Below are 25,659 nucleotides of genomic sequence, written 5' to 3' on the forward strand. Positions count from 1 at the left end.
GTCGCTCAGAGCTTGAAGCCTTCGGCGATGTGTTCGGCCAGGCATTCGGTAATCGGTCCCTGGCTCGAGGCGTTGCGCAGCAGCATGATGTTAGCCACCGGCAACTCGCAGAGCCCCTCGGCCTCGCCGAGGATGCGCATGTCCGCGGTGATCAGGCTCTGCAGCTGCGCGGTGACGGCCAGCCCGGCGCTGACCACCGCCATGATCGCCGACAGGCTCGGGCTGGTGTAGGCGATGCGGTAGGGCCGGTCGAGGCTGGTCAGCGCGTTGCAGGCCCAGTCGCGGCAGAAACAGTCGGTGTTGAACATCGCCAGGGGAATCGGGTTCTGCTCGTGCGGCGTGAAGCCGTTGGCTTCGGCCCAGACGAAGCGCTCCTGGCGCAGCAGTTGGCCGATTTCCTTGCCCGGCTCACGGGTGACGATGGTCAGGTCGAGGTCCTGCCGCTGCAACAGCTGCAGCGAGGATTCGCAATGCACGTCCACCTGCACCAGTGGATAGGCCTGGGCGAAGCGCGACAGGATTCCCGGCAGAAAGCGCATCACGTAGTCGTCCGGCGTGCCGATGCGCACGGCGCCGATCATGTGCGGTTCGCGCAGCGTGGTGAACACCTCGCCATGCAGCTTGAGGATTCGCCGGGCGAAACCCAGCAGCACCTGGCCTTCCGCCGTCAGCCGGATCTGCCGCCCGTCGCGGGCGAACAGCGAACGCTGCAGCACGTCTTCCTCCAGCCGCTTCATCTGCATGCTCACCGCCGACTGCGTGCGGTTGACCATCTTCGCCGCTCGGGTGAAGCCGCCGTTGTCGGCGATCGCGACGAAGGTGCGCAGCAACTCGGTATCGATGCTGGGGAAGCTGTTCATTCATCAATCTCCAAGATGCTACGCATAAGAAACATTCGTTGGATTGATCTTAAGCTGCAGCCGAGACTGTTGCCAATCCCTTCTCCGATACGCAGTCGATTCGGTGTCGGGCGTGCAGGATCGTCCAAGAGCTCCGGGCTTTCGCCGGATAGATTCCTGGACGAATCAATCGGTCCGCGGACCCGTTCCGCTCGGAGGCAACATGAAAAAACAACAGCAAGGCTACGCCCTGGTAGTGCGCCCAACGTCTTACCTGCCGCTATGGCGGCGGCTGGCACAACGCGTCAGGTCCTGGCACGCGCTTTCGGTACAGCGTCATCGTCTCGCGACCCTGGGCGAGGCGACGTTGAAGGACCTCGGCCTCTCGCGCGCCGATATCGAGCAGGAAATCCATCGCCCGTTCTGGGACGGCCCGGCGGAGAGCGACGTGCTCAGGGACGACCGGCCGCATGATTGAGGTTATTCTTGCCGCCCCTCGGAAACTGTTCACGATCGCGTCAGTTGCGACGTTCCCGGATCGTGAACAGGTTCTCCGGGAGGGTTCTTTCCCGTCAGCCTCCAACAAGGGGATCCGCGTGTCGTTCCAAACCGTTCCCTCCTGCCTGGCCGGAGTCCGTCGATGAGCGGACGCAAGAATGCCGATGTCCAGGCATTCCTCCTGATGGTGCTGCTCTGCGCGATCTGGGGTGGCCAGCAGGTGTCGATCAAGCTGGCCGCCGGCGACATCGCGCCCGTCATGCAGGTGGCGTTGCGTTCGGTTATCTCTGGGTTGCTGATGCTGATTCCGCTGTGCTGGAGCGGCGCCTGGGCCACGGGGAGGGGCACGCGCGCGGTCGGCATGCTCGCCGGTTCGCTGTTCGCCCTGGAGTTCTGTCTGGTCGCCGTCGGGCTGCAATACACGTCGGCCTCGCACATGGTGGTGTTCCTCTACACCGCGCCGATCTTCTCCGCGCTGGGCCTGCACCTGCTGCAGCCCACCGAACGCCTGCGTCCCTTGCAGTGGATGGGTATCGGCCTGTGTTTCGTCGGCATCGGCGTGGCCTTCAGTGGCGGCTTCAGCAAGGCGATGGGTTCGAGCGTGCTGATCGGCGATGCCCTCGGGGTGCTGGCGGGGCTGGCGTGGGGCGCGACCACGGTGGTGGTGCGCTGCTCGAAACTGTCCGACGCACCGCCCAGCCTGACACTGTTCTACCAGCTGTCGATGGCGGTGGTCTTGCTGCTGGCCTACGCCGCGCTGAGCGGGCAACTGGATCACGTCCGACTGACCGGCATCAGCGTCGCCAGTCTGATGTTCCAGGGATTGGTCGTGTCCTTCTTCAGCTTCTTCATGTGGTTCTGGCTGCTGCGCCGCTATCGCGCGGCGAACCTCGGCGTGTTCACCTTCATGACCCCGCTGTTCGGTGTCAGCTTCGGTGTGATGATCCTCGGCGAAAAACTGGCGCCCAGCTTCATCGCCGCCGCGCTGCTGGTGCTGGCCGGTATCGGCCTGGTGAATGGCGAGGCCTTGCTGCGCAAGGCGTTCCGCCTGCGGGCAGTCGGGAGCGCCGATGCGCGGCAGTGATTCGCTCTCGCTGAAGCAGGCCCGGCGCCTGGCATTGTCGGCCCAGCAGTTCGGCAAGCCGATCGGGACGCTCGACACGCGCCGCGTGCGCGGGCTGATCGAACGCCTCGGCGTGTTGCAGATCGACTCGGTCAACGCGCTGGTGCGCTCGCACTACCTGCCGCTGTTCTCCCGCCTGGGCGACTATCCCGCCGCGCTGCTCGAGGAACTGGCCTGGGGTCCGAAACGGCGCCGTTCGCTGTTCGAGTACTGGGGCCACGAGGCCTCGCTGCTGCCTCTCGGTTTCTACCCACTGTTGCGATGGCGGATGCGCCGCGCCGAGCAGGGCATCGGAATCTATGACTGGCTGTCGCGTTTCGGCCGCGAGCATCCGCAGGCCATCGCCCAGGTGCTGCAGACGGTGCGCGAACAGGGGCCGCTGGGCGCCGGCGCGCTCGCCAAACGGGTGGAGAAGGCCGGCCCCTGGTGGGACTGGAGCAAGGAAAAGGCCGCGCTGGAATGGCTGTTCGCCGCCGGCCAGGTGAGCGTGGCCGGGCGCCGAGGCTTCGAACGTCTCTACGACCTCACCGAGCGCGTGCTGCCCGCGGCGCTGGTCAACGCGCCCGAACTGGAGACGGCGCAGGCGCAACGCGGCCTGCTGCTGCATGCGATGCAGGCGCTGGGTGTCGCCACGGAAAAGGACCTGCGCGACTATTTCCGGCTGACCCCGGCGGACAGCAAGGCGCGTCTGGCGGAGCTGGTCGAGGCCGGCACGTTCCGGCGCTTCAGCGTCGAGGGCTGGCAGACGCCGGCATACTGCCTCGGCGAGCCGCGTATCCCGCGCAAGGTGGAGGCCAGCGCGCTGCTGTCGCCGTTCGATTCGCTGGTCTGGGAGCGGGCGCGCACCGAACGGCTGTTCGATTTCCGCTACCGGCTAGAGATCTACACCCCGGCGCACAAGCGCGTGTACGGCTACTACGTGCTGCCGTTCCTGCACGGCGAACGCCTCGTCGGCCGCGTCGACCTGCGCGCCGAGCGCGCCCATGGCCGCCTGGCGGTGCACGGCGTGCATGCGGAAAGTACGGGGTTGGACGATGCGGCGCTGGCCGCGCTCGCCGGCCAGCTACGACCGATGGCCGGCTGGCTGGGCCTGCCGGAGGTGGCGTTGACCGGCAGTGGAGAGCTGGACGCGCGGCTCCGGGCCGCGCTCTAGAAGCTCAGCGGCGAACCTGTTTCAGCGTCTCGGCGATCATGAAGGCCAGTTCCAGCGACTGGTCGGCATTGAGCCGCGGGTCGCAATGGGTGTGGTAGCGATCGGATAGACCGTCCTCGGTGATCGGCCGGGCGCCTCCGATGCATTCGGTGACGTTCTGCCCGGTCATCTCGATGTGGATGCCGCCGGCGTAGCTGCCCTCGGCCTGGTGCACGTCGAAGAACTGCTTCACCTCGCCGAGAATCTGCGCGAAGTCGCGTGTCTTGTAGCCGCTGGACGCCTTGATGGTGTTGCCGTGCATGGGGTCGGAGCTCCACAGCACCTGGCGGCCTTCGCCCTGCACGGCGCGAACCAGGCGCGGCAGATTGGCTTCGACCTTGTCCGCACCCATGCGCACAATCAGGTTGAGGCGGCCCGGATCGTTCTCCGGGTTGAGGATGTCGATCAGGCGGATCAGTTCGTCGGTGTCCATGCTCGGGCCGACCTTGACGCCGATGGGGTTGCCGACGCCGCTGAGGAATTCCACGTGGGCACCGTCCAGTTGGCGCGTGCGGTCGCCGATCCAGAGCATGTGCGCCGAGCAGTCGTAGCATTCGCCGGTCAGGCTGTCGCGACGGACGAAGGCTTCCTCGTAGTTCAGCAGCAGCGCCTCGTGAGCGGTGAAGAAACTCGCTTCGCGCAGTTGCGGTGCGCTGTCCAGGCCGCAGGCGCGCATGAACGCGAGGGTCTCGTCGATGCGGTCGGCGAGCTGGCTGTAGCGTTCGGTCAGCGCCGAGTTGGCGATGAAGTCCAGGTTCCACTTGTGCACCTGGTGCACGTCGGCGAAACCGCCCTGGGCGAAGGCGCGCAGCAGGTTGAGGCTGGCGGTGGACTGGTGATAGGCCTGCAGCAGGCGCTCCGGGTCCGGGATGCGGCTCTTCTCGTCGAAGCCGATGCCGTTGACGATGTCGCCGCGGTACGCCGGCAGGGTCACACCGTCGATGGTCTCGTTGCCGGAGGAGCGCGGCTTGGCGAATTGCCCGGCCATGCGTCCGACCTTCACCACCGGGCAGCCGGCGGCGAAGGTCATGACGATTGCCATCTGCAGCAGCACCTTGAAGGTGTCGCGAATCTTCGCCGCGGAGAACTCGAAGAAGCTTTCCGCGCAATCGCCGCCCTGCAGCAGGAAGGCGCGACCGTGGGTGACCTCGGCGAACTGCCGGCGCAGCTCGCGCGCCTCGCCGGCGAACACCAGCGGCGGGTAGCTGGCCAGCGTGCGCTCGACCTGTGCCAGGTGCGCGGCGTCGGGGTATTCGGGTTGCTGCTGGATTGGCTTGCTTCTCCAGCTATCGGGGCTCCAGGTCTGGCTCATTGCGTGCTCTGTTCGTCGAAGGGCGGCGGTGCGGCATGGTAACCGATCATCCGCCGGGCCGCCGATAGAGCGCCTGTATGGCGGCGGGGTGAAATCGCCTCGCGCAGCCTCTAAGATGCGCCGAGCCAACGAGGAGTCGGGAATGGAACGAGAGGAACGCCTGCTGGCCGAAGTGCACGACGACTTCGGCCTGATCCGGGTGCTGGAGGTGGGCGATTATCGCTTCCTCGAATTCGGGGATTCGGTCGAGCAGAGCTGCGTGTTCGTCCGCGATCCGAGTTGGCTGGAGTACGACTACACCCGCGCCATGCTGATCGGCGCGCTCTGCCACGAGGCGCCGGAAACCGCGCTGTTCCTCGGCCTGGGTGCCGGCAACCTGACCCAGGCGTGCCTGCGCTTCCTGACGCTGGAGGATGTCGAGGTCATCGAACTGCGCCCCGACGTGCCGCGGCTCGCCATGGAATTCCTCGGCCTGACCGACGATCCGCGGCTGACCATCCGCATCGGCGACGCGCTGGATTTGCTGGACTCGGCGGAAACCGCCGACCTGATCTTCGTCGACCTTTATACCGACCAGGGGCCGGGCGTCGGCCACCTGGCCTGGAAATTCCTCGAAGCCTGCCAGCTCAAGCTCAATCCGGGCGGCTGGCTGGTGATCAACCAGTGGGCCACCACCGACGGCAAGCCGCTGGGCGCGGCGCTGCTGCGCGGCCTCTTCCATCGGCATTACTGGGAGTGTCCGGTGAAGGAGGGCAACGTCATCCTGCTGGTGCCGGCCGACCTCGAGCAGTCGCTCGACATGGACGCCCTGCGATCACGCTGCAAGGCACTGGAAGGTCGGCTCGGTTATTCGCTGGATTCGCTGCTCGCCGCGTTGCGCCCCTCGAGCTAGAGCGGCGGGTCGAACCCGCCGTGTGTCAGGTCTCGCCCGATACCCGACTGCAATGGTCCGGAACTTGCTCTGCATGATGTCGCATTGATATCAGATTCGATGTGCCTCGTTCGCAGAAGTCAAGGAGTCGGGCCATGTATCTTCGCAGTGAATCCATGCAGCTAACCTCCGCCGAAAAAAGCTGGTTACCGGTGTTCGGCAAGACCGGGAAACTGGCGATGGGCTGGGCCTGCCGCGCCAACCGTTCGATCTATCCCATTATCGAGCAGACGTTCGAGGGCATCGCCGAGACCCGCGTGAAGCTCCTGCAGAACTGGACGCAGGAGCAGTGGGACCATCTGGCCGAGCTGGCGACCACCCTAGCCCGCGAGTTCGACGCCCTGGACCCGCGCGTACTTGGCGAAAAACTGCTCCAGGCCAGGGATTTCTCGGAGCTTTTCGTCGTCTCGCCAGGTGGCGAGGTGATCGCCTCGACGCACCAGGCGCACTGCAACGGCAAGGATCTCGACCCGCGTGCACTGTCGCAGGGCCTCAGGCAGCCTTTCCTGCACGGCCCCTACACCGATCCGCTGACTCTGAAGATCGGGCCTTCCTCCTCACGCTTCCACGATGAAGTGACGCTGATGTTCTATCAGCCGCTGGTGCTCGACGGCACCACCCTGGGCTGCCTGTGTGGCCGCGTGCCGAACGATGTGCTGGGCGATCTGATCCAGCGCGAGGCCGGGCACATCTATACGGAGTCCGGCGACAACTACCTGTTCATGGTGCGTTCGAATTTCGACCCCTCCATCCAGCCGGGCGTGGCGCTGTCCCGCTCGCGCTTCGAGGATGACACCTTCACCCTCGGCGAAAACCTGCGCAGCGGCGTCAATACCGATTGGGGCCCGGTGCGCATCCAGCGCCACACCGAGCTGGAGCTGCGCTTCATCGACCCGGCGACCAAGCAGTTGCACCCCGGCGTGCGGGAGACCATCCGCAACGGCTCGAACCTGTTCGTCACCTATCCCGGCTACTCGGATTACCGGCACATACCGGTGATCGGCAAGGGCGTCACCTTCCAGTTGCCCGGCTCGCCGGACCGCTGGGGAATGATGTGCGAGGCGGACCTGGAAGAGGTCTATCGGCGCCGCTCGCTGAGCTTCAACCTGATGAAGCCTTACGTTTTCACCATGCTGGGCGTGCTCGGCTGCAATTTCATCGTGCAGCATTACAGCGGCCTCAGCCTGGCCTGGATCGACGGGTTGCAGCTGCTGAGCATGCTGTTCGCCGCGTTGCTGTTCACCACCCTGGGCCCGAGGCGGCTGGCGGCGCGGATGAACGAGCTCACCGGGGTCATCCGCACGCTCGCCGAGGGCGAAGGCAATCTCAGCCAGCGCCTGGACGTCGCGCACATGGCGAACGACGAGACCGGCGACATGGGACGCTGGATCAACAGTTTCATCGACAACCTGGACGGCATCGTCGGACAGGTGATCAATGCGTCCCTCACTGTCGGCAGGACCAACGAGATGATGCTTGGGCGCAGCCAGGAGGCGAACATGACGTCCGGCGAAGTCGCGGAGGCGGTCCATCGCATGATGGTCATCGTCGAGGGGCAACTGGGCGAAATCCAGCAGGCGTCGATGACCGCGGAAGAGATGAAGCGGGCGATGGACGAGGTGGTCGGCCGCGCCCGCGAGCAGTTCCAGGCCGTGCGCGCCGGCACGCAGAACATCCGCGACGTGGTCGAGCGCTCGTCCAGCAGCGTGCAGATGCTCGACAGCCGCATGTCGCAGATCGGCAGTATCGTCGGGCTGATTTCGGACATCACCAACCAGACCAACCTGCTGGCCCTCAACGCCGCCATCGAGGCTGCACGTGCCGGCGACCATGGACGCGGCTTTGCGGTGGTCGCCGACGAGGTACGCACCCTGGCGGCGCGCACGTCCAAGGCGGCAGAGGAGATACGCCAGGTGGTCGAAGGACTGCAGGGCGAAACCCAGCAGGCCGTAGCGTTCATGGAGGAGGGCGTGAAGGATGTCGACGACAGCCTGCGCCTGGCCGAGGAAGCCTCGTCGGAGAACGTCCAGTTGCACCAGGCGGTCGAGCGGATGTTCAACATCATCCAGCAGCTCAACGAGAGCAGCCTGGACTACGGCAAGACCATCCAGCAGGTCGACCAGGCGTCCGGAGAAATGCGCCAGACCGTCATCGTGCTGCAGAACAGCGCTGAAACCGTGCGGCTGAATGCCAACAAGCTGCAGAAGCTGGTCGGCCAATTCGAGGTCAGCTCGGTAGGGGGCTTGTCGGCCGCCTACTGAGGCGGATGGCGACTCCAGGAAGGCGGCCACGCCTGCTGGCCGAAGGCCTCTAGCCTGGGGGCTTCAGGCCGCTCTGCTGAATCTTCGCGCGACGCGCGGGTCAGAATGCTTCGCCACCGAGGCGTTCGATCCGGGGGCGCGCAGTAGCAGGACTTGCTTCGGCGTTGGCTAAGTACGCGTCGTCCATCGAAAAAACCTGCCCACAGGTCAGGTTTTTCCGGTATGATGCGCGCCCGCCGTAAAGCCGGCCCCGTTACTGTGCACCTCACGAAGCGCTGCTTCGGTTGCACACGCAAGGCGGGCATCTAGTTTCATTCATTCATCACGCGTTCTCGCAAATTCTCGCCGACCAGGCTGCCAGGGTGACCCAAAAGGTCCTACACGGCATGTGCAGCCTTGGAACAATGGGTCTTTGCGGATGCACACGAGGCAGACCCATGACCCAGGAACTCGGCGGCTTCGCCGCGCTCGGACTCAATCCCAACGTACTCGCAGCGGTTATCGCAACCGGCTACGAAGAGCCGTCGGCCATCCAATTGCAGTCGATTCCGGTGATCCTCGCCGGCCACGACATGATCGGCCAGGCGCAGACCGGTACCGGCAAGACCGCGGCTTTCGCCCTGCCGATCCTGTCGCGGATCGACCCGGCCAAGAAAGAACCCCAGGCGCTGATCCTCGCGCCGACCCGCGAGCTGGCCCTGCAGGTCGCCACCGCGTTCGAAACCTACGCCAAGCAGATGCCCGGCCTGAACGTCATCGCCGTCTACGGCGGCGCGCCGATGGGCCCGCAGCTCAAGGCCATCCGCCAGGGCGCCCAGGTCATCGTCGCCACGCCGGGTCGCCTGGTCGACCACCTGCGTCGTGACGAGAAGGTCCTGTCGACCATCCAGCACCTGGTGCTCGACGAAGCGGACGAAATGCTCAAGCTCGGCTTCATGGACGACCTCGAAGTGATCTTCCAGGCCATGCCGGAGTCCCGCCAGAGCGTGCTGTTCTCCGCCACGCTGCCGCACTCGATCCGCTCCATCGCCGAAAAGCACCTGAAAGAGCCGAAGCACGTCAAGATCGAGACCAAGACCCAGACCGTGACCGCGATCGAGCAGGCGCACCTGATGGTGCACGCCGACCAGAAAGTCGCCGCCGTCTGCCGCCTGCTGGAGGTCGAGGACTTCGACGCCCTGATCGCCTTCGTGCGCACCAAGCAGGCCACCCTGGACCTGGCGTCGGCGCTGGAAGCCAAGGGCTACAAGGTGGCGGCACTGAACGGCGACATCGCGCAGAACCAGCGTGAGCGCGTCATCGAATCGCTCAAGGATGGCCGTCTGGACATCGTCGTCGCCACCGACGTCGCCGCCCGTGGCCTGGACGTGCCGCGCATCACCCACGTGATGAACGTCGACATGCCCTACGATCCGGAGTCCTACGTGCACCGCATCGGCCGTACCGGCCGCGCCGGGCGTGCCGGTCGCGCGCTGCTGCTGGTCACCCCGCGCGAGCGCCGCATGCTGCAGGTCATCGAGCGCGTCACCGGGCAGAAAGTCGCCGAGGTGCGCCTGCCCGACAACCAGCAGGTGCTCGATGCGCGCATCCGCAAGCTGACCACCAGCCTTTCGCCCCTGGTGGCCGATGCCGAAGCCAGCCACGGCGATCTGCTCGACCGTCTGATCGCCGACATCGGCTGCAGCCCGCGTGCCCTCGCCGCAGCGCTGTTGCGCAAGGCCACCAACGGCCAGGCGCTGACCCTTGCCGAAGTCGAGCGCGAGCAGCCGCTAGTGCCGAGCTCCAGCGCTCCGCGCGAACGCCGTGAGCGTGACGGCGAGCGCAGCGGCGAACGCCGTGCGCCGGTTCCTCTGGCTGAAGGTCGCGTGCGTTGCCGCACCGCGCTGGGTACTCGCGACGGCATCGCCGCGAAGAACCTCCTCGGCGCCATCCTCAACGAGGGTGGTCTGGCTCGCGAAGCCATTGGCCGCATCCAGATCCGCGAGAGCTTCAGCCTGGTGGAGCTGCCGGAAGACGGCCTGGACCGCCTCCTGGGCAAGCTCAAGGACACCCGTGTTGCCGGCAAGCAGCTGAAGCTGCGTCGCTATCGCGAGGATTGATCCTTCGCTGAACGAAAAAGCCCCGCCGTTGCGGGGCTTTTTCATGGGTGCTGGAAAGTGCTGCGCTCAGTCGAAGCGGTAGATGTCCATCCCCAGTGCGCCTAGGGTGAAGCCGGCGTGTGCGACGCTGAACGCCGGCCCGCCAGCCGCGCGGGCGAAATACAGCGGCAGCAGGTGTTCATCGCTGGGGTGATTGCGCACCGCGAATGGCGCCTGGCGACGGTAGTCGAGCAGCGCGGCCTCGTCGTCGCCGGCCAGTCGCTCGACCATCCAGTCGCGAAACGCGCTCGCCCAGGGCTCGATGCGGTCCGGCCCGGCGTGCCAGTCCAGTTCGCCAAGGTTATGGGTGATGCTCCCGGAGCCAACGAGCAGTACGTCGCTCTCACGCAGGCCGGCGAGCGCGCGCCCGACCTGCTGCTGGAAAGCCGGGCCGCGGCGCGACGGCAGGGAAAGCTGCAGCACCGGGATATCCGCCTGCGGGTACATCAGCCGCATCGGCACCCAGGCGCCATGGTCGCGGGGGCGCTGCGGGTCGAGCTGGGCATCGAGCCCGGCCTGGCGGAGCTGCGCGATCACCTCGTCGGCCAGGCCCGGCGCGCCCGGTGCCGGGTAGTCGACGGCGTACAACGCCGGCGGGAAGCCGTAGAAGTCGTGCCAGGTTTCCGGCTGCACGGCATTGCCGACCAGCAGGTCGGGGCTTTCCCAGTGCGCGGATACCACCAGCACCGCTCGCGGGCGCGGAAGGCTGGCGGCCAGGCGCGCCAGGGCCGGACCACTGGCGCCGGGTTCCAGGGCGAGCATCGGCGAACCGTGGGAAATGAACAGGCTGGGCAGCATGGTGAACTCCTTGATCAGGCCTTCATCTTCGGCAGCGCCGCGCGGTGTTTCCAGCGGAAAATTCCAATGCGTATGAACGAATTCGCCGATGCAGCGAAGAACGGAGCGATGATCGTGGCGATGCGCCGACATGCGTCGCGACAATGAAAAAACGGCGCCCTGGGGCGCCGTTTTCGTCATCGCGATCGATCAGTTCTGGAAGCGTTTCAGCACCAGGGTGGCGTTGGTCCCGCCGAAGCCGAAGCTGTTGCTCATCACTGTGTCGATCTTGGCGTTCTCGCGGGTCTTCAGCAGGATCGGCAGGTCGCCGACCTCGGCGTCCAGCTCGTCGATGTTGGCCGATCCGGCCATGAAGTTGCCTTCCATCATCAGCATGCAGTAGATCGCTTCCTGGACGCCGGCGGCGCCGAGGGAGTGACCGGACAGGCTCTTGGTGGAGCTGATCGCCGGGGCCTTGTCACCGAACATGTTGCGCACGGCCTTGATTTCGGCGACGTCGCCCACCGGCGTGGAGGTGCCATGGGTGTTCAGGTAGTCGATCGGTTGGTCGACGGTGCTCATCGCCAGCTGCATGCAGCGCAGCGCGCCTTCACCGCTCGGCGCGACCATGTCGTAGCCGTCGGAGGTGGCGCCGTAGCCAACGATTTCGGCGTAGATCTTCGCGCCGCGCTTGAGGGCGTGTTCGAGTTCCTCGACCACCACCATGCCGCCGCCACCGGCGATGACGAAACCGTCACGCTTGGCGTCGTAGGCGCGCGAGGCTTTTTCCGGCGTGTCGTTGTACTGGGTGGAGAGGGCGCCCATGGCGTCGAACAGGCAGCTCTGGCTCCAGTGCTCTTCTTCACCGCCGCCGGCGAAGACCATGTCCTGCTTGCCCAGCTGGATCTGCTCCATGGCGCTGCCGATGCAGTGCGCGCTGGTGGCGCAGGCCGAGGAGATCGAGAAGTTGACGCCCTTGATCTTGAACGGCGTGGCCAGGCAGGCGGAAACGGTGCTGCCCATGGTGCGGGTGACGCGGTATGGGCCGATGCGCTTGACGCCTTTCTCGCGCAGCGTGTCGATGGCTTCCATCTGGTTCAGCGTCGAGGCACCGCCGGAACCGGCGATCAGGCCGACGCGCGGCGAGGAGATCTGCTCCTCGCTCAGGCCGGCGTCTTCGATGGCCTGCTGCATCGCCAGGTAGGCGTAGGCGGCGGCATCGCCCATGAAACGGAACAGCTTGCGGTCGATCAGTTCTTCGAGGTTCAGCTGCACCGAGCCGGAGACGTGGCTGCGCAGGCCCATCTCGGCGTATTCCGGGTTGAAGCGGATCCCTGCACGGCCGGCGCGCAAGTTGGCTGAGACGGTGTCTTTGTCATTGCCCAGGCAGGAAACGATACCCAGACCGGTGATTACGACGCGGCGCATGCGGATAACCCTTAAAAATTGTCAGTGGATGTGAACAGGCCGACGCGCAAGCCTTCGGCACTGTAGATCTCGCGGCCATCGACGCTTACCGAGCCATCGGCGATGGCGAGGATCAGCGAGCGGTTGATGGTGCGTTTGATATGGATGTTGTAGGTGATCTTCTTGGCGGTCGGCAGGACCTGGCCGAAGAACTTCACCTCGCCCGACCCCAGCGCACGGCCGCGGCCCGGATTGCCCTGCCAGCCGAGGTAGAAACCGACCAGTTGCCACATGGCGTCGAGGCCCAGGCAGCCCGGCATGACGGGGTCACCCTCGAAATGGCAGGCGAAAAACCACAGGTCAGGGTTGATGTCGAGCTCTGCGACTATCTCACCCTTGCCGTACTTGCCGCCGCTTTCGCTGATGTGAACGATGCGATCGATCATCAGCATGTTGGGGGCGGGCAGTTGCGCATTACCCGGACCGAAAAGCTCGCCGCGGCTGCAGGCAAGCAGGTCTTCGTAGGTAAAGGCGTGTTGTTTGGTCATGCGAGCTCCTCAATGGTCCCGTGCGTGAAGACCGGGGTGGATCGTCGTCCTGGCGACGGCAGCGCATGCCGTCAGCCTAGTCATAGACTGCGCGGCCTGGCTGAAAGTCACAGCGCAGCGAGTACAGTCGTACACTTGCATTGTCGCCGATTCGGCGGGCGTGCGGCACTTTATCATTACTCACCGCTTCCGAACGGGCGGGGCGGCAGCCAGCGCAGCAACAACTGCTGCAGCTCTGCCCGTTTGAATGGTTTCGCGAGGTAATCGTTCATCCCGGCTTCCAGGCAGCGTTCGCGGTCACCCTGCAGGGCGTTCGCCGTCAGCGCGATGATCGGCAGCATCGCGCGACCTTCGAGCCGGCGGATGCGACGTGTCGCCTCATAGCCGTCCAGGCCGGGCAGGCGGCAGTCCATCAGGATCACGTCGAATTCGTTGCGTTCGGCTTCGCGCACCGCCTGCACGCCGTCGTCGACCAGCGCGACGGTGTAACCGAGGCTGCGCAGCATCGCCTCGATGACCGTCTGGTTGACCGGATTGTCTTCCACCAGCAGCACGCGCTGGCCGCTGCCGGTACTGCCGACGACGGCGCGCTGGCCGTGACCACCAGGCACCTGCTGGCGGAACGGCAGGGGAATCTCCAGAGTGAATACCGAGCCTTGCGCCGCCTGGCTTTCCGCGCGCAGCGTGCCGCCCATGCGCTCTGCCAGCGTCCGCGCGATCGGCAGCCCGAGGCCGGTGCCGCCGTAGCGGCGGGAGATGGAACTGTCGGCCTGCTGGAAGGCGTCGAACATGTGCTCGAGCCGCTCCGGTGGGATACCGATGCCGCTGTCCTTCACCGCGCAGGTGAGCCAGAGCACTTCGGCATCCAGCGGCTGCCAGCGCACCTCCACCAGGATCTGGCCTTCCTCGGTAAACTTCAGCGCGTTGCCGATCAGGTTGACGAGAATCTGCCGGATGCGTGTCGGATCGCCCTGTACCTGAAGCCATTCCAGCCCTGGCTGGGTATCGATGCGCAGCTCCAGGCCGCGCTGCGCGGCGCTGTGCTGGAAGACCATGGCCGATGTCTGGATCAACTCGAAGAGCGAGAAGGGAATCCGCTCCAGCTCCAGCGCATCGCGCTCGATACGCGAGAAATCGAGGATGTCGTTGATCACCTTGAGCAGATGCTCGGTGGATTCGCTGGCCAGCGCGGCGTATTCCTCCTGCTCACGGGTCATCTCGGTGGTTTCCAGCAGTTGCAGCATGCCCAGCACGCCATTCATCGGTGTGCGCAACTCGTGGCTCATCATCGCCAGAAAGTCGGATTTCGCCCGGTTGGCCTGCTCGGCTTCCTCGCGGGCGTTGGTCAGCTGGGCGATGGTGCCTTCCTGTTCGGCGCTGGCCTGGGCGAGGCCGTCGGCCAGGCGGTTGATGTGCCGCGCCAGGTCGCCCAGCTCATGTTCGTCGACTTCCGGTAGCTGGGTCTCGAAACGACCCGCGCGGATCGCCTGCACCGCCTGGCCCATCGCGCTGATCGGTTCGGCGAGGCGCAGCGACAGCCGGCGCGCCAGCATGAAGGTGAAGACCAGCGCGAACAGCGCCAGCGCGGCGGCTTTCAGGAGGATTTCCTGCTGGCGGCTGCTGAACGCATCGTTGGACATGCCGACCACCACGCGGCCGAGGTGCTCGCTATCAGCCAGCGGCGGTATTTCCGGCTCACCGGTCAGGCTTGCCTCGTCATCGGGAAACACCAGCGCCTGCAGGCGTATGGGCGCCTGGAAGGTCGCCGAGGATTTCCCTCCGCTATCCCGGCCTCCGCGTTCGAGATAGACCAGGACCTTGTCGTCGCGGTCGCGTACCTCGAGATAGCGCACATGGGGCGTTTCCATCGTCGCCTTGAGCAGGCTGCGCAGGACCGGCAGGTTTCCGGAAATCACCCCGTATTCGCAGGCCGGCGCCAACTGGTCGGCGATCAACTGGCCGGTGTGCTGCAGCTCCTGCTGCAGGTCCTGCAGGCGGGTAAAGGTGAACAGACCAGTGAGCAGCAGGGTCAGCAACAGCGCCGGCCCCACGCTGATCAGCTGCGTCCGGGTATGGATATCCCAGCTCGGTCGGAACTTCATCGGCTGTGTTCTCCTGCTGCCAGGCGCCTCGCCAGTTCGGCGTCATCGTCCAGGGCGATGCCCAGGGCGCGTGCGACCTGGGGGTTGCTGAGCACTTTGAAATGCGTCGGATAGAGCGCTCTCGGCCAGCTCGCGGGGGGCTGGTCGAGCAGTTCATCGAGGCTTTGCAGCCAGTCGTCCTGGTCGCTGTAGGTGCTGCTCAGGCTACCGGCTCGGACGAAGGGCGCGTTGGGGCCGATCAGCGCGCGCTGGCGGGCGTAGCTGGTCAGCAGGAGGCTCTTGGCGGTCAGCGGGTTGTACAGGCTGGGCGCCTCGAAGCCGAGCAGCACCTCGCTGTCGTTGAGCAGCTCCAGGAGTGGACGGCTGTCGCGCGGGTTGGGCCATTCCCGAGCGACGATCTCCAGCTGCAGGGGCGCCGCGGCCTGGCGCAACGGTTCGAGCAGGTGCTGGCTGTCTACGTCGAAAAGCACGCCGACCCGGCGCACATGGGGGAGCAGCAGGCGCAGCAGTTTCAACTGGCGATCCAGCGGCGGATCGTTCCACAGCAGCGTGACGTTTTCCGGCCGCTGGCCGTTCAGCCAGCGGCGAGCCTCCAGGCGGTTGACCCGCATGATCAGGGTGGGCGATTCGATGGCCGTTTTGAGGCGCCACGCGAGGGCGTCTTCGCCGATCAGGATCAGCCGGGTGGTCGGTGGCGGAAGCGGGCCGATCGCTAGTTCGCCGATCGGCACGAAGCGCACCTGATCTTCAGGCCGCTGCGCCGCCAGTGCGGCAGTGAACTGGCGCACCGCGGGAGCGTCCTGGGCGCTGAGGATGATCTCGGCGGCATCCGCGCCGCGCAGCGCGAGGACGAGCAGCATCGACACGCAGGCCAGCGTGGCGTTCAGCAGACTCGTCCTTGAGGAGGGGCGCATCTCAGAAGCCCAGTTCGGCGCTGAGGTAGAACTGCTGGCGGTCGTCGTAGAGGTTTTCTTTCCAGGTCAGTGCCTCGTCGTCCAGCCGCTGTTGCAGTACGCCGGCGATCTGCAGGTCGGTGCTGCCGAGGCGCACGCGCCTGGCCAGGCGAAGGTCGAGCCGCTCGAAACGTCGTTCGTTGAGGGCGTCGGCACCGTAATAGATGATGCTGCTCGACCAGCCGTGGGCCCACTCGCGCATCCAGGCCGCCGACCCGCTGTTGCGTGCCGAAAGGCGCAGGTCGCGGTCTTCGGTGCCGGACTGGTCGACATAGGCGTACGTCAGGCGCACGCGGTCGCTGGCGCTCAGGCGCCAGTCCGCCTGCAGTTCGGCGCCCTGGAAACTCATGCTGTTGGCGTTGCTGGGGGTGTAGCCATCGCTGGTGAAGGCCTCGCTGATCATGTCGCTCACGTCTTCACGGAACAGCTTCAGGTCGATGCTCAACCCCAGGTTGGAGAACAGTCCGTTGTAGCCGAGCTCGCGCGAGCGCATGTGCTCCTCCTTGAGGCCACCCGTACCTGTGACCCTGGAGAAATAATAGGCGCTGTTCTGGCCGTTCACGCTCGGCGAAAGGTTGCTCACCTCATAGCGCAGGTCGAGGTTGTTCTCTGCCATGTCGGGGGTGCGCACGGCTTCGGAATACACCGCGCGCAAGCCGTGGCTGGGGGTGATCAGGTAGTTCACCGCGAGGCGCGGGGTAAGCGATTCGCCGCTGTTGCGGTCGTTCTCCAGCATCGCGCCGCCCTGCAGGATCCAGTGCGGGTCGATCGTCCACTCGAGGTGCGCGAAGGTGCGCAGGATGTCGTTGTCCAGCTTGCCGCCGAAGTAGGTGTCCGACGCCACTTCCTCGCGGCGGTACCCGGCGCCGCTGAGCAGGCGCAGGCTGTCGGTGACGCTGTAGGTGTCCTGCAGTTCGAGGTCGTAGCGGGTTTCTCGGATGTTCTGGTTGACGTCGCCGCAGACGGCCGGCTGCTGCGTGGTCACCTGTTCTTGCATCTGTTGCAGCACCTGTTGCGCCAGGGCTGCTTCCGTCACTGTGGTGCCGGCAGGTAGTGGGCGGGTAGGGAAGCGGAATACCCGCTTGGTCAGTACCGGATTCAGGCTCCAGAGCTCGGCGAGCTGCGGGCTGAAGGCCAGAGCGGCGTCACAGGCCACCCATTCCTGCTTGCGGTCCCAGTGCTGCGCCGCTCCCTGGATGTAAAGGCTGTGGCGCGGGTTCATGTCGAAGGTCCAGCGCATCGAGCCGGCATAGTCGCGGGCGACCACGTCGGAGTTGTTGTCCCCCGGCGCGATGCCGCCCGGAATCAGCCTGTCGAACACCGGCTCATAGTTGTAGGGCCGCTGGTTGGTTCCTTCCTTGGCCGCCAACTGCCAGTCGAGCGTCTGCTGCGCATCGAGGCGGTGAGTGGTGGAGAGGTTGAAACGGTTGGCGCGGGTGCTGTCGCGGAAGTCGTTGCCTTCGTCGTCATGGTCGAAACCGTCGTCCTGCAGCCCGGAGAGCGACAGGCGCATGTCGCCGTCCTGCCAGTTGAAGCCCTGGCTGGCGTACCAGTCGTTCACGCCACGCTTGCCGCGGGTGACCTTCAGGCGCGTGCCGATGCTCTCGGACGGCGAGCGGGTGATGATGTTGATCACACCCATCAGCGCGTTGGCACCGTAGCTGACCGTATTCGGCCCGCGAAACACCTCGATCCGATCGATGTCTTCCAGGGCCACCGGAATGTCCGCCCAGTCCACCGTCGCCAGGCCGGCGCGGTATACCGAGCGGCCGTCGATCAGTACCTGCATGCGCCGCGCTTCGCTGACGCTGCTGCCGTGATAGTTGACCATGCCCTGGTTGCCGGACAGGTAGCCGACCATCATCCCCGGCACCAGCCGCATCAACTCCGGCACGCTTCGCGCGCCGCTGGACTCGATCAGTTGCCGGTCAAGCAGGGTCACGCTGCCGGGAACGGCGGCGGGCGACTGCTTGAGTCGGGTCGCGGTGAGAATCTGCGGCACGCTTTCGCCGTCGGCGAAGAGGTCTTCGGCAGCTGCCGGATGGGTCGTGGCCAGCGCCAGCAGCGCGAAGGAGAAGGGGAGCGAAGGGCGTAGTGGCACGACGGCGATCATCGGGGGCAGCAAAGCGCGCATGTTAACCGAGCGGCCGGGCTTTGCCAGCGCACCGCGGTGGCATTTGGCCGTGCCACTGGTCGCTTCAACGGCGCGCCGTATAATGGATGCCGATTGCCATAACCCTGCGGACCTTCCATGACAGCACAGCAACCCATCGCGGTCCTCGGTGGCGGCAGCTTCGGCACCGCCATCGCCAACCTTCTGGCCGAGAACGGCCAGGCGGTCCGCCAATGGATGCGCGACCCCGAGCAGGCCGAGGCGATTCGCCAGAACCGCGAAAACCCGCGTTATCTCAAGGGCATCAAGGTGCATCCGGCGGTGGAACCGGTCACCGATCTGGCCGCCACGCTCGAGGCCAGCCATCTGCTGTTCGTTGCGCTGCCCTCGAGCGCGCTGCGCAGCGTGCTGTCGCCGGTGGCCGATCGATTGAGCGGCAAGTACCTGGTCAGCACCACCAAGGGCATCGAGGCGCAGAGCTTTCTGCTGATGAGCCAGATCCTCGAGGAGATCGCCCCGGAGGCTTCCATCGGGGTGATTTCCGGGCCGAACCTGGCCCGCGAAATCGCCGAGCACGCCCTCACCGCGACGGTCGTCGCCAGCGAAAACGCCGACCTCTGCAGCCGCGTGCAGCAGGTTCTGCACGGCCGCACGTTCCGCGTTTACGCCAGCCAGGACCGCTTCGGCGTCGAGTTGGGCGGCGCGCTGAAGAACGTCTACGCGATCATCGCCGGAATGGCCGTGGCACTGGGCATGGGCGAAAACACCAAGAGCATGCTGATCACCCGCGCACTGGCCGAGATGACCCGGTTCGCGGTGAAGCTGGGCGCCAATCCGATGACCTTTCTCGGCCTGGCCGGAGTCGGCGACCTGATCGTTACCTGTTCCTCGCCGAAGAGCCGCAACTACCAGGTCGGCTTCGCCCTCGGCGAAGGGCTCAGCCTGGAGCAGGCGGTCAATCGCCTCGGCGAAGTGGCGGAGGGCGTCAACACCATCAAGGTGCTGCGTGCCAAGGCCGAGGAACTGCGGGTCTACATGCCACTGGTCGCCGGTCTTCACGCGATCCTCTTCGAGGGCCGTACCCTGGCCCAGGTCATCGAGGCCCTGATGCGCGCCGAGCCGAAGACCGACGTGGACTTCATCTCGATCAGCGATTTCTGAACCCAAGGAGCTGTACATGAACGACGCCAAACCGCGCCGTGAATCCCTTGTGCTGCGGATTCTCTGGATGCTGCTGTTCTTTTTCGTCTGGCAGGTGACCGAGGTCCTGCTGGCGCTGCTGGTGGTGGCGCAGGTGGTGTTCCGCCTGATCAACGGCGCGCCGAGCGGTGCGCTGATGGACTTTGGCGACAGCCTCGCGCAGTACCTGGCGCAGATCGGTCGCTTCGGCGCCTTTCACACCGACAGCAAGCCCTGGCCGTTCGCCGACTGGCCGACGCCGCGTGTCGCCGATGGCGAAGCCCCGCTGCGTCCGGTCGAGCCGCTGAGCCGCGACGAGGCACAACCGTGAGGGTGTACCTGCTGCGACACGGCGAGGCCGAGGCACCGCGTACCAACGATGCGCGCCGCGCACTGACCGAACACGGTCGCGACGAAGTCCGCGCCAGCGCGTCGTTGCTTGCCGAAAGACCGTTGCAGGCGATCCTCGCCAGCCCCTACGTGCGCACCCAGCAGACCGCCGAGCTGGTGGCGACCCAGCTCGGCTACCGCGGGGTGATCGAGAGCGCCGATTGGCTGACCCCCGACAGCGATCTGCGCGAAGCCCTCGACCGCCTGAACGAGCGCAGCGAAGACGAACTGCTGCTGGTCACCCATCAGCCCCTGGTCGGCGCGCTGGGCGGGCTGCTGGTCCACGGCCACCGCCAGCAGCCGCTGCCCATGAGCACCGCGAGCCTGGCGGTCCTCGACGGCGAAATGGCTCTGGCCGGCGGCATGCAGCTGGTTTCCCTGACCCACCCGCGGGTTTGATTTCAAAAAGACACAATCTCGCGGTTGCAGCCCCTTGTTGCTCATGGAATAGTCAACCAAGCAAGTGCTTGGTTGATCCCCATAACAACAACAATGGAGGCGTCCCTGTGGCTACTGCGCAGCGTTTACCCCTCGCGCTCTTCTATGAGCGCGAACAGCGGCATCCGAACAAGCGTTATCTGGTCCAGCCATTGCCCGGCGGAGAACTGCAGGTGCTCAGCTGGGGCGAGGTGGGCGAGCAGGCGCGGCGTGCCGCGTGCTGGCTGCGCGGCCTCGAACTGGAGCCGGGCAGCCGTGTCGCGATCATCTCGAAGAACTGCGCGCACTGGATCGTCGCCGACCTGGCGATCTGGATGGCCGGGCATGTCTCCGTCCCGCTGTATCCCAACCTCACGGCCGATTCGGTGCGCCAGGTGCTCGAGCATTCCGGGACGCAGGTGGCCTTCATCGGCAAGCTGGACGACTGGGGCGCGATGGCGCCGGGCGTGCCGCCTGGCGTGAAGACGGTCAGCCTGCCGCTGCACCCGGCGGCCGATTTCCACCACACCTGGGACGAGCTGCAGACCTGCTCGCCGATCCGCGACAATCCGTTGCCGCCGGCCGGGCAGCTCGCCAGCATCATCTACACCTCCGGCACCACCGGCACACCCAAGGGCGTGATGCAGACCTTCGGCAGCTTCGGCTTCGCCGCCAGCAACGGCAGCCAGCTCACCGAGGTGGGCGAGGACGATCGCGTGCTGTCCTACCTGCCGCTGTGTCATGTCGCCGAGCGGATGTTCGTCGAGATGGCCTCGCTGTATGCCGGGCTTACGGTGTTCTTCGCCGAAAGCCTGGAGACCTTCCTCGATGACATGCGGCGTGCGCGGCCTACGGTGATCTTCGGCGTGCCGCGGATCTGGACCAAGTTCCAGATGGGCGTCTACAGCAAGATGCCCGCGCGCAAGCTGGATCGCCTGCTGGCACTGCCGCTGGTTGGACGTGTCGTCGGGCGCAAGGTGCTCGCCGGCTTAGGCCTGGACGCCGTGCGCTTCGCGCTGTCTGGCGCCGCGCCGGTGCCCGAGGCGCTGCTCGACTGGTATCGGCGCCTCGGCCTGGAGGTGCTCGAGGTGTACGGCATGACCGAGAACTGCGGCTACTCGCACCTGGGCCGCCCCGGTTTGCAACGCCCGGGCTGGATCGGCATCGCCAGCCCCGGCGTCGAAGTGCGGATCGACGATTCCGGCGAGGTGCTGATTCGCAGCGACGCGACCATGAGCGGCTACTACAAGGACCCGCAGCGAACCGCCGAGACCCTCACCGAGGACGGCTTCCTGCGTACCGGCGACAAGGGCGAACAGAATGCCGAGGGCTACCTGCGGCTGACCGGGCGGATCAAGGAAATCTTCAAGACCAGCAAGGGCAAGTACGTCGCCCCGGCACCGATCGAGAACCGCCTGGCGGTGCATTCGCGGATCGAGCAGGTCTGCGTGATCGGCGATGGCCTCGCGCAGCCGATGGCGCTCTGCGTACTTTCCGAAGTCGGCCGCGCGGAGGCGGCGAACGGCACCCGCACTGAACTGGAAAACAGCCTGCGCAACCTGCTCGAAGAGGTCAACGGCGGCCTCGACAAGCACGAACGGCTGCAGGGTCTGGTGCTGGTCAAGGACATCTGGGCGGTGGACAACGGCTTCCTCACGCCGACCCTGAAGATCAAGCGGGCGATGATCGAGGATGCCTACGGAGCGCGCTTCGGCGAATGGGCGGCCCGCTCGCAGGCGGTGCTCTGGCACGACTGACCGCCGGTGCCCTCCGGCGCCGCGCTGCAATTTTGTCCAAGAGCGTGGCGCCGTCAGCGGGTAAAATGGGCGCATGGAGCAGATCAACCACATCATCAGCGGGCTGTCGGGCGTGCGTCTCATCGACGCCGAGTACCACAGCTTCGCATTCCCCCGGCATTTCCACCTGGAGTACCACCTAGGCCTGCTGCTGCGCGGCGAGCACCGCTACGTGCATCGCGGCGAAAAGCGCCAGGTCGGCGCCGGCGACATGCTGCTGATGGCTCCGGAATGCATCCACGACGGCGCCAGCCTGACGGGCGAGGGTTATCGCATCCGCGTGATGGCGCTCGACCCGCAATGGCTCGACGACGCCAGCCGCAGCCTCAGTGACGGGCGCCAGGGCGCGCCGCGGCTGACCAGCGCGGTGCTGCGCGATCCTCGCCTGCAAGCGCATCTGCAGGATTTCCACGCGGCCATGCTCGGCGGCTCGCCGCTGTCCCAGGAAAGCACCCTCTGGCAGGCGCTGGCGCATCTGCTGGACATGGGTTCGAGCCTGCGTATCCGCGAGCCCGCCCAGGGCTTCGACCCGACGACCTGGAGGCGCCTGCGCGACTGGCTCGAATCGCGCCTCGACGCGCCGCCGAGCCTGGAAGAGCTGGCGGCATTCTGTGGTGTCAGCCCGTGGCAGGCGCTGCGCCGCTTCAGCCGGCAAACCGGCCTGCCGCCGCACCAGTGGCTGATGTCGCTGCGTCTGGAGAGGGCGCTGCCGCTGGTGTTGCGCGGTCTTCCCCTGAGCGACATCGCTCTGCGCCTGGGCTTCTACGACCAGGCGCACTTCTCCCGCTTGTTCCGCCGTACCTATGGGCTGTCGCCGGCGCGCTTGCGTCAGGGCTGACGGCCACGCTCGTTCATTTCGACCTTACCCCCGAATTCTGGAGAAAAGCATGCAGGAGACCTCCGTCTTGCTGTCGTTGATGGCGGTGTTCGCCGTGGCGCTGGTCAGCCCCGGGCCGGACGTGGCGCTGGTGGTGCGTACCGCGATCCATCAGGGCCGTCGCGCCGGTCTGCTCAGCGCGTTGGGCCTGGCGTGCGGCATCCTGCTGCACGGCACTCTGGTGCTCACCGGCGTTTCGCTGCTGCTGAGCCGCTCGCCGTTGCTGTTCACGGCGATCCAGCTGTTCGGCGCCGGTTACCTCGGCTGGCTCGGGGTCGGTGCGTTGCGCGCCTGGTTTCGCCGCGGCGAGGCGTCCGGCGGCGGGCTCGACGGTGAACTCGCGCCGTCGCCGCTTGGCCCCTGGTTGCGCGGGGTCGCGACCAACCTGTTCAATCCCAAGGCGCTGGTGTTCTTCCTCGCGCTGCTGACCAGCCTGATCCCGCCGCACATGTCCCTGCCGGGCAAGTTCGCCGCCGCGGGCATCCTGTTCTTCTTCGGCCTGGCCTGGTTCAGCCTGCTCAGCGTCGCGTTGACCCAGCCACGCCTGCAGCGCCGCCTGCTGCGCGCCGCGCCTGTCATCGACGGCCTCTGCGGGCTGGTGTTCCTGCTGGTGGCCGGTGCGATCCTGCTGCGGCTGGCGTTGCCGCACTGACGCCTGGCCGTTGCACCGCCATCACTGGCAGTTACGATCGTTGCCGCGCAGGAACGGCTGCCGGAGAATCCGTTGGACGATTCCCCGATAGATTCCCCAGAGAATCCCGAGCCGAGTGCCGCGCATGCCATCGCCGATCTTCTTCGCCCACGCCAACGGCTTTCCGTCCGCCACCTACGGCAAGCTGTTCGCCGCGCTGCGACCCGACTACCCGCTGCACTACCTGGAGCAGCACGCCCACGACCCGCGCTTTCCGGTGGACGACAACTGGGGCGGGCTGGTCGACGAGCTGCTGCATCACCTCGAAGCGCTCGAACAGCCGGTGTGGGGCGTCGGCCACTCCCTCGGCGGCGTGCTGCACTACCACGCGGCGCTGCGCCGTCCGCGGCTCTACCGCGGCGTGGTGATGCTCGACTCGCCGGTGCTGACGCTCGCCGACCGGCTGGTCATTCGCGCCGCCAAACGCTTCGGCTTCATCGACCGCATCACCCCGGCCGGGCGAACTCTCGGGCGCCGCGAAGCCTTCGACGACGCCGCGCAGGCGCGCCTGTACTTCGCCGGCAAGGGTCTGTTCCGCCGCTTCGATCCGGAATGCCTGGACGCCTACGTCGAGCACGGCCTCGCCCCCAGCGATAAGGGACTGCGCCTGAAATTCGACCCGGCTACGGAGATCAGTATCTACCGCAGCGTGCCGCACCTGAGCCCCGGGCGGCCGCAGCAGTTGCAGGTGCCGCTGGCCGTGGTGCGCGGCCGGCATAGTCGGGTAGTACTGCCGCACCATGCGCGTTCCGTGCAGCGCATCCCGCGCGGTGAGTACCTGACGCTGCCTGGCGGCCACATGTTCCCGCTGGAACGCCCGGCGCAGACGGCGGAACTGCTCAGGTCGCTGTTCCAGCGTTGGGAATCCCATTCCGATGCCGAAAAGGAGCCCGCATGAGCGCGCCCGTCGAAGAGATCCGCCTCAACCTCCCGCACATCGAGCTGGCCGCCCATCTCTACGGTCCGGAAGACGGGCGGCCGGTGATCGCCCTGCACGGCTGGCTGGACAACGCGGCGAGCTTCGCCCGGCTGGCGCCCAAGCTGACCGGGATGCGCATCGTCGCCCTGGATTTCGCCGGGCACGGGCATTCCGCGCACCGCGCCGCGGGCGCCGGTTACCAACTCTGGGATTACACGCTGGACGTGCTGCACGTCGCCGGGCAACTGGGCTGGTCGCGCTTCTCGTTGCTCGGCCACTCGATGGGCGCCATCGTCTCCGTCCTGCTGGCCGGCGCCATGCCACAGCGCATCGAGCGCCTGGCGTTGATCGATGGCTTGATTCCCTACCTGGGCGAGGCCGCCGATGCGCCGCGAAAACTGGGCGAGGCGTTGCAGGCGCAGCTCGACCTGCCGAACAAGCGCAAGCCGGTCTACGAAAAGGTCGAGCAGGCGGTGATGGCGCGGATGAAGGGCGTTGGCGCGGTCAGCCGCGAAGCCGCCGAGCTGCTCGCGCAGCGCGGGCTGATGCCGGTGCCCGGCGGCTACACCTGGCGTACCGATGCGCGGCTGACGCTGCCCAGCCCGTTGCGTTTCACCCGTGCGCACAGCCAGGCGTTTCTCGCCGCTGTGCAGTGCCCGGTCGACCTGGTGCTCGCCGAGAACGGCCTGCTGAAGGGCGAGCTGCCGCTGTTGCAGATGCTCGAATCATTGCCGTTCAACGTCACCCGACTCGCCGGCGGTCATCACCTGCACCTGGACGACGAAGCCGGCGCCGCCTCCGTAGCAGACTGTTTCAATAGGCGCTTCGCTTCGGCTTGACTTGCCGCCGGCAACTGGGAAGTCTGGGCGGCCAGACAAGGGAGAAGATCATGATCGACCTCTATACCGCCGCCACGCCCAATGGCCACAAGGTCTCAATCGCTCTGGAGGAACTCGGCCTGCCGTACGACCTGCACGTGCTGAGCTTCGATCGCAAGGAGCAGAAGACCCCCGAATTCCTGCGCATCAACCCCAACGGGCGGATTCCCGCGATCGTCGACCGCGACAACGACGACTTCGCCGTCTTCGAGTCCGGGGCAATTCTGGTCTACCTCGCCGAGAAGACCGGCCAACTGATGCCCAGCGACGTCAAGGGCCGCTCGCGGGTGCTGCAGTGGCTGATGTTCCAGATGGGCG

23 protein-coding genes are annotated in these 25,659 nt (G+C 66.2%); 15 read left to right on the plus strand and 8 right to left on the minus strand.

Features of this window, described 5'->3' with window-relative positions; genetic code table 11:
- Window positions 1-5: 5 nt before the first annotated feature.
- A complete protein-coding gene (locus B3E91_RS15690) occupies window positions 6-860 on the minus strand; it encodes a LysR substrate-binding domain-containing protein (RefSeq protein WP_287030384.1) in 855 nt (284 codons plus the stop codon).
- Window positions 861-1,062: 202 nt separating this feature from the next.
- On the opposite strand from B3E91_RS15690, the gene B3E91_RS15695 reads away from it, so the two are divergent.
- The 3 genes from B3E91_RS15695 to B3E91_RS15705 all read left to right on the plus strand — a co-directional run bounded on the left by B3E91_RS15695 (window position 1,063) and on the right by B3E91_RS15705 (window position 3,613).
- Window positions 1,063-1,317, plus strand: coding sequence for a DUF1127 domain-containing protein (locus B3E91_RS15695; RefSeq protein WP_286785004.1), 255 nt, complete (start codon window positions 1,063-1,065; stop codon window positions 1,315-1,317).
- 162 nt (window positions 1,318-1,479) lie between these two features.
- A complete protein-coding gene (locus tag B3E91_RS15700) occupies window positions 1,480-2,421 on the plus strand; it encodes a DMT family transporter (RefSeq protein ID WP_287030385.1) in 942 nt (313 codons plus the stop codon).
- On the plus strand, window positions 2,408-3,613 hold the full coding sequence (locus tag B3E91_RS15705) for a winged helix-turn-helix domain-containing protein (protein WP_287030386.1): 1,206 nt from the start codon (window positions 2,408-2,410) through the stop codon (window positions 3,611-3,613). The genes B3E91_RS15700 and B3E91_RS15705 overlap by 14 nt, the downstream gene beginning before the upstream one ends.
- Window positions 3,614-3,617: 4 nt before the next feature.
- Here B3E91_RS15705 and B3E91_RS15710 read toward each other — a convergent pair whose 3' ends face one another.
- Window positions 3,618-4,964: a class II 3-deoxy-7-phosphoheptulonate synthase gene (locus tag B3E91_RS15710; RefSeq protein ID WP_090231040.1), complete on the minus strand. Its 1,347-nt coding sequence runs from the start codon at window positions 4,962-4,964 to the stop codon at window positions 3,618-3,620.
- Window positions 4,965-5,106: 142 nt separating this feature from the next.
- Here B3E91_RS15710 and B3E91_RS15715 point away from each other — a divergent pair, with 142 nt between their 5' ends.
- The 3 genes from B3E91_RS15715 (at window position 5,107) to B3E91_RS15725 (ending at window position 10,255) form a co-directional block, all read left to right on the plus strand.
- The gene (locus B3E91_RS15715) at window positions 5,107-5,856 is read left to right on the plus strand and encodes a spermidine synthase (protein ID WP_287030387.1); all 750 of its coding nucleotides are present in this window, start codon (window positions 5,107-5,109) and stop codon (window positions 5,854-5,856) included.
- A gap of 1,649 nt (window positions 5,857-7,505) precedes the next feature.
- Entirely contained in the window at window positions 7,506-8,156 is a 651-nt protein-coding gene (locus B3E91_RS22315; RefSeq protein WP_407072436.1) for a methyl-accepting chemotaxis protein, read from the plus strand.
- A gap of 404 nt (window positions 8,157-8,560) precedes the next feature.
- On the plus strand, window positions 8,561-10,255 hold the full coding sequence (locus tag B3E91_RS15725; protein ID WP_273231622.1) for a DEAD/DEAH box helicase: 1,695 nt from the start codon (window positions 8,561-8,563) through the stop codon (window positions 10,253-10,255).
- 66 nt (window positions 10,256-10,321) lie between these two features.
- On the opposite strand, the gene B3E91_RS15730 is transcribed toward B3E91_RS15725, so the two are convergent.
- The 6 genes from B3E91_RS15730 to B3E91_RS15755 all read right to left on the minus strand — a co-directional run bounded on the left by B3E91_RS15730 (window position 10,322) and on the right by B3E91_RS15755 (window position 18,194).
- A complete protein-coding gene (locus B3E91_RS15730; RefSeq protein WP_287030393.1) occupies window positions 10,322-11,092 on the minus strand; it encodes a DODA-type extradiol aromatic ring-opening family dioxygenase in 771 nt (256 codons plus the stop codon).
- A gap of 189 nt (window positions 11,093-11,281) precedes the next feature.
- Window positions 11,282-12,499 carry a beta-ketoacyl-ACP synthase I gene (gene fabB, locus B3E91_RS15735; protein ID WP_090231036.1) on the minus strand — a complete coding sequence of 406 codons (1,218 nt, stop codon included), beginning with the start codon at window positions 12,497-12,499 and terminating at the stop codon, window positions 11,282-11,284.
- An 11-nt stretch (window positions 12,500-12,510) separates the two neighbouring features.
- Window positions 12,511-13,026, minus strand: a complete 516-nt coding sequence (gene fabA / locus B3E91_RS15740) for a 3-hydroxyacyl-[acyl-carrier-protein] dehydratase FabA (RefSeq protein ID WP_090231035.1) — start codon at window positions 13,024-13,026, stop codon at window positions 12,511-12,513.
- Between the two features lie 176 nt (window positions 13,027-13,202).
- Entirely contained in the window at window positions 13,203-15,128 is a 1,926-nt protein-coding gene (locus B3E91_RS15745) for a response regulator (protein WP_287030396.1), read from the minus strand.
- The gene (locus B3E91_RS15750; RefSeq protein WP_287030398.1) at window positions 15,125-16,042 is read right to left on the minus strand and encodes an ABC transporter substrate-binding protein; all 918 of its coding nucleotides are present in this window, start codon (window positions 16,040-16,042) and stop codon (window positions 15,125-15,127) included. Before B3E91_RS15750 ends, B3E91_RS15745 begins: the two co-directional genes overlap by 4 nt.
- Window position 16,043: 1 nt before the next feature.
- A complete protein-coding gene (locus B3E91_RS15755) occupies window positions 16,044-18,194 on the minus strand; it encodes a TonB-dependent receptor plug domain-containing protein (RefSeq protein ID WP_376747764.1) in 2,151 nt (716 codons plus the stop codon).
- A 138-nt stretch (window positions 18,195-18,332) separates the two neighbouring features.
- Between B3E91_RS15755 and B3E91_RS15760 the strand changes: the two genes are divergently transcribed.
- From B3E91_RS15760 to B3E91_RS15800, 9 genes are all read left to right on the plus strand, one after another.
- Window positions 18,333-19,355 (plus strand): NAD(P)H-dependent glycerol-3-phosphate dehydrogenase, encoded by a 1,023-nt coding sequence (locus tag B3E91_RS15760; RefSeq protein WP_090231032.1) that lies wholly within the window; start codon window positions 18,333-18,335, stop codon window positions 19,353-19,355.
- A 16-nt stretch (window positions 19,356-19,371) separates the two neighbouring features.
- On the plus strand, window positions 19,372-19,704 hold the full coding sequence (locus B3E91_RS15765) for a DUF4389 domain-containing protein (RefSeq protein WP_287030401.1): 333 nt from the start codon (window positions 19,372-19,374) through the stop codon (window positions 19,702-19,704).
- Window positions 19,701-20,162: a phosphohistidine phosphatase SixA gene (gene sixA, locus B3E91_RS15770; RefSeq protein ID WP_286784995.1), complete on the plus strand. Its 462-nt coding sequence runs from the start codon at window positions 19,701-19,703 to the stop codon at window positions 20,160-20,162. Before B3E91_RS15765 ends, sixA begins: the two co-directional genes overlap by 4 nt.
- A gap of 107 nt (window positions 20,163-20,269) precedes the next feature.
- Window positions 20,270-21,937, plus strand: coding sequence for an AMP-binding protein (locus B3E91_RS15775; protein ID WP_287030405.1), 1,668 nt, complete (start codon window positions 20,270-20,272; stop codon window positions 21,935-21,937).
- Between the two features lie 73 nt (window positions 21,938-22,010).
- On the plus strand, window positions 22,011-22,814 hold the full coding sequence (locus B3E91_RS15780) for an AraC family transcriptional regulator (protein WP_287030406.1): 804 nt from the start codon (window positions 22,011-22,013) through the stop codon (window positions 22,812-22,814).
- Between the two features lie 49 nt (window positions 22,815-22,863).
- Window positions 22,864-23,505, plus strand: coding sequence for a LysE family translocator (locus B3E91_RS15785; RefSeq protein ID WP_287030408.1), 642 nt, complete (start codon window positions 22,864-22,866; stop codon window positions 23,503-23,505).
- Between the two features lie 124 nt (window positions 23,506-23,629).
- Window positions 23,630-24,442: an alpha/beta fold hydrolase gene (locus B3E91_RS15790; RefSeq protein WP_287030410.1), complete on the plus strand. Its 813-nt coding sequence runs from the start codon at window positions 23,630-23,632 to the stop codon at window positions 24,440-24,442.
- Entirely contained in the window at window positions 24,439-25,302 is an 864-nt protein-coding gene (locus B3E91_RS15795) for an alpha/beta fold hydrolase (protein ID WP_287030411.1), read from the plus strand. The genes B3E91_RS15790 and B3E91_RS15795 overlap by 4 nt, the downstream gene beginning before the upstream one ends.
- 50 nt (window positions 25,303-25,352) lie before the next feature.
- On the plus strand, window positions 25,353-25,659 hold a 307-nt coding region (locus B3E91_RS15800), incomplete at its 3' end, for a glutathione S-transferase N-terminal domain-containing protein (RefSeq protein ID WP_287030412.1).

It is taken from the genome of Pseudomonas sp. UBA6310 (assembly GCF_002438225.1).
Taxonomy (GTDB): domain Bacteria; phylum Pseudomonadota; class Gammaproteobacteria; order Pseudomonadales; family Pseudomonadaceae; genus Pseudomonas_O; species Pseudomonas_O kuykendallii.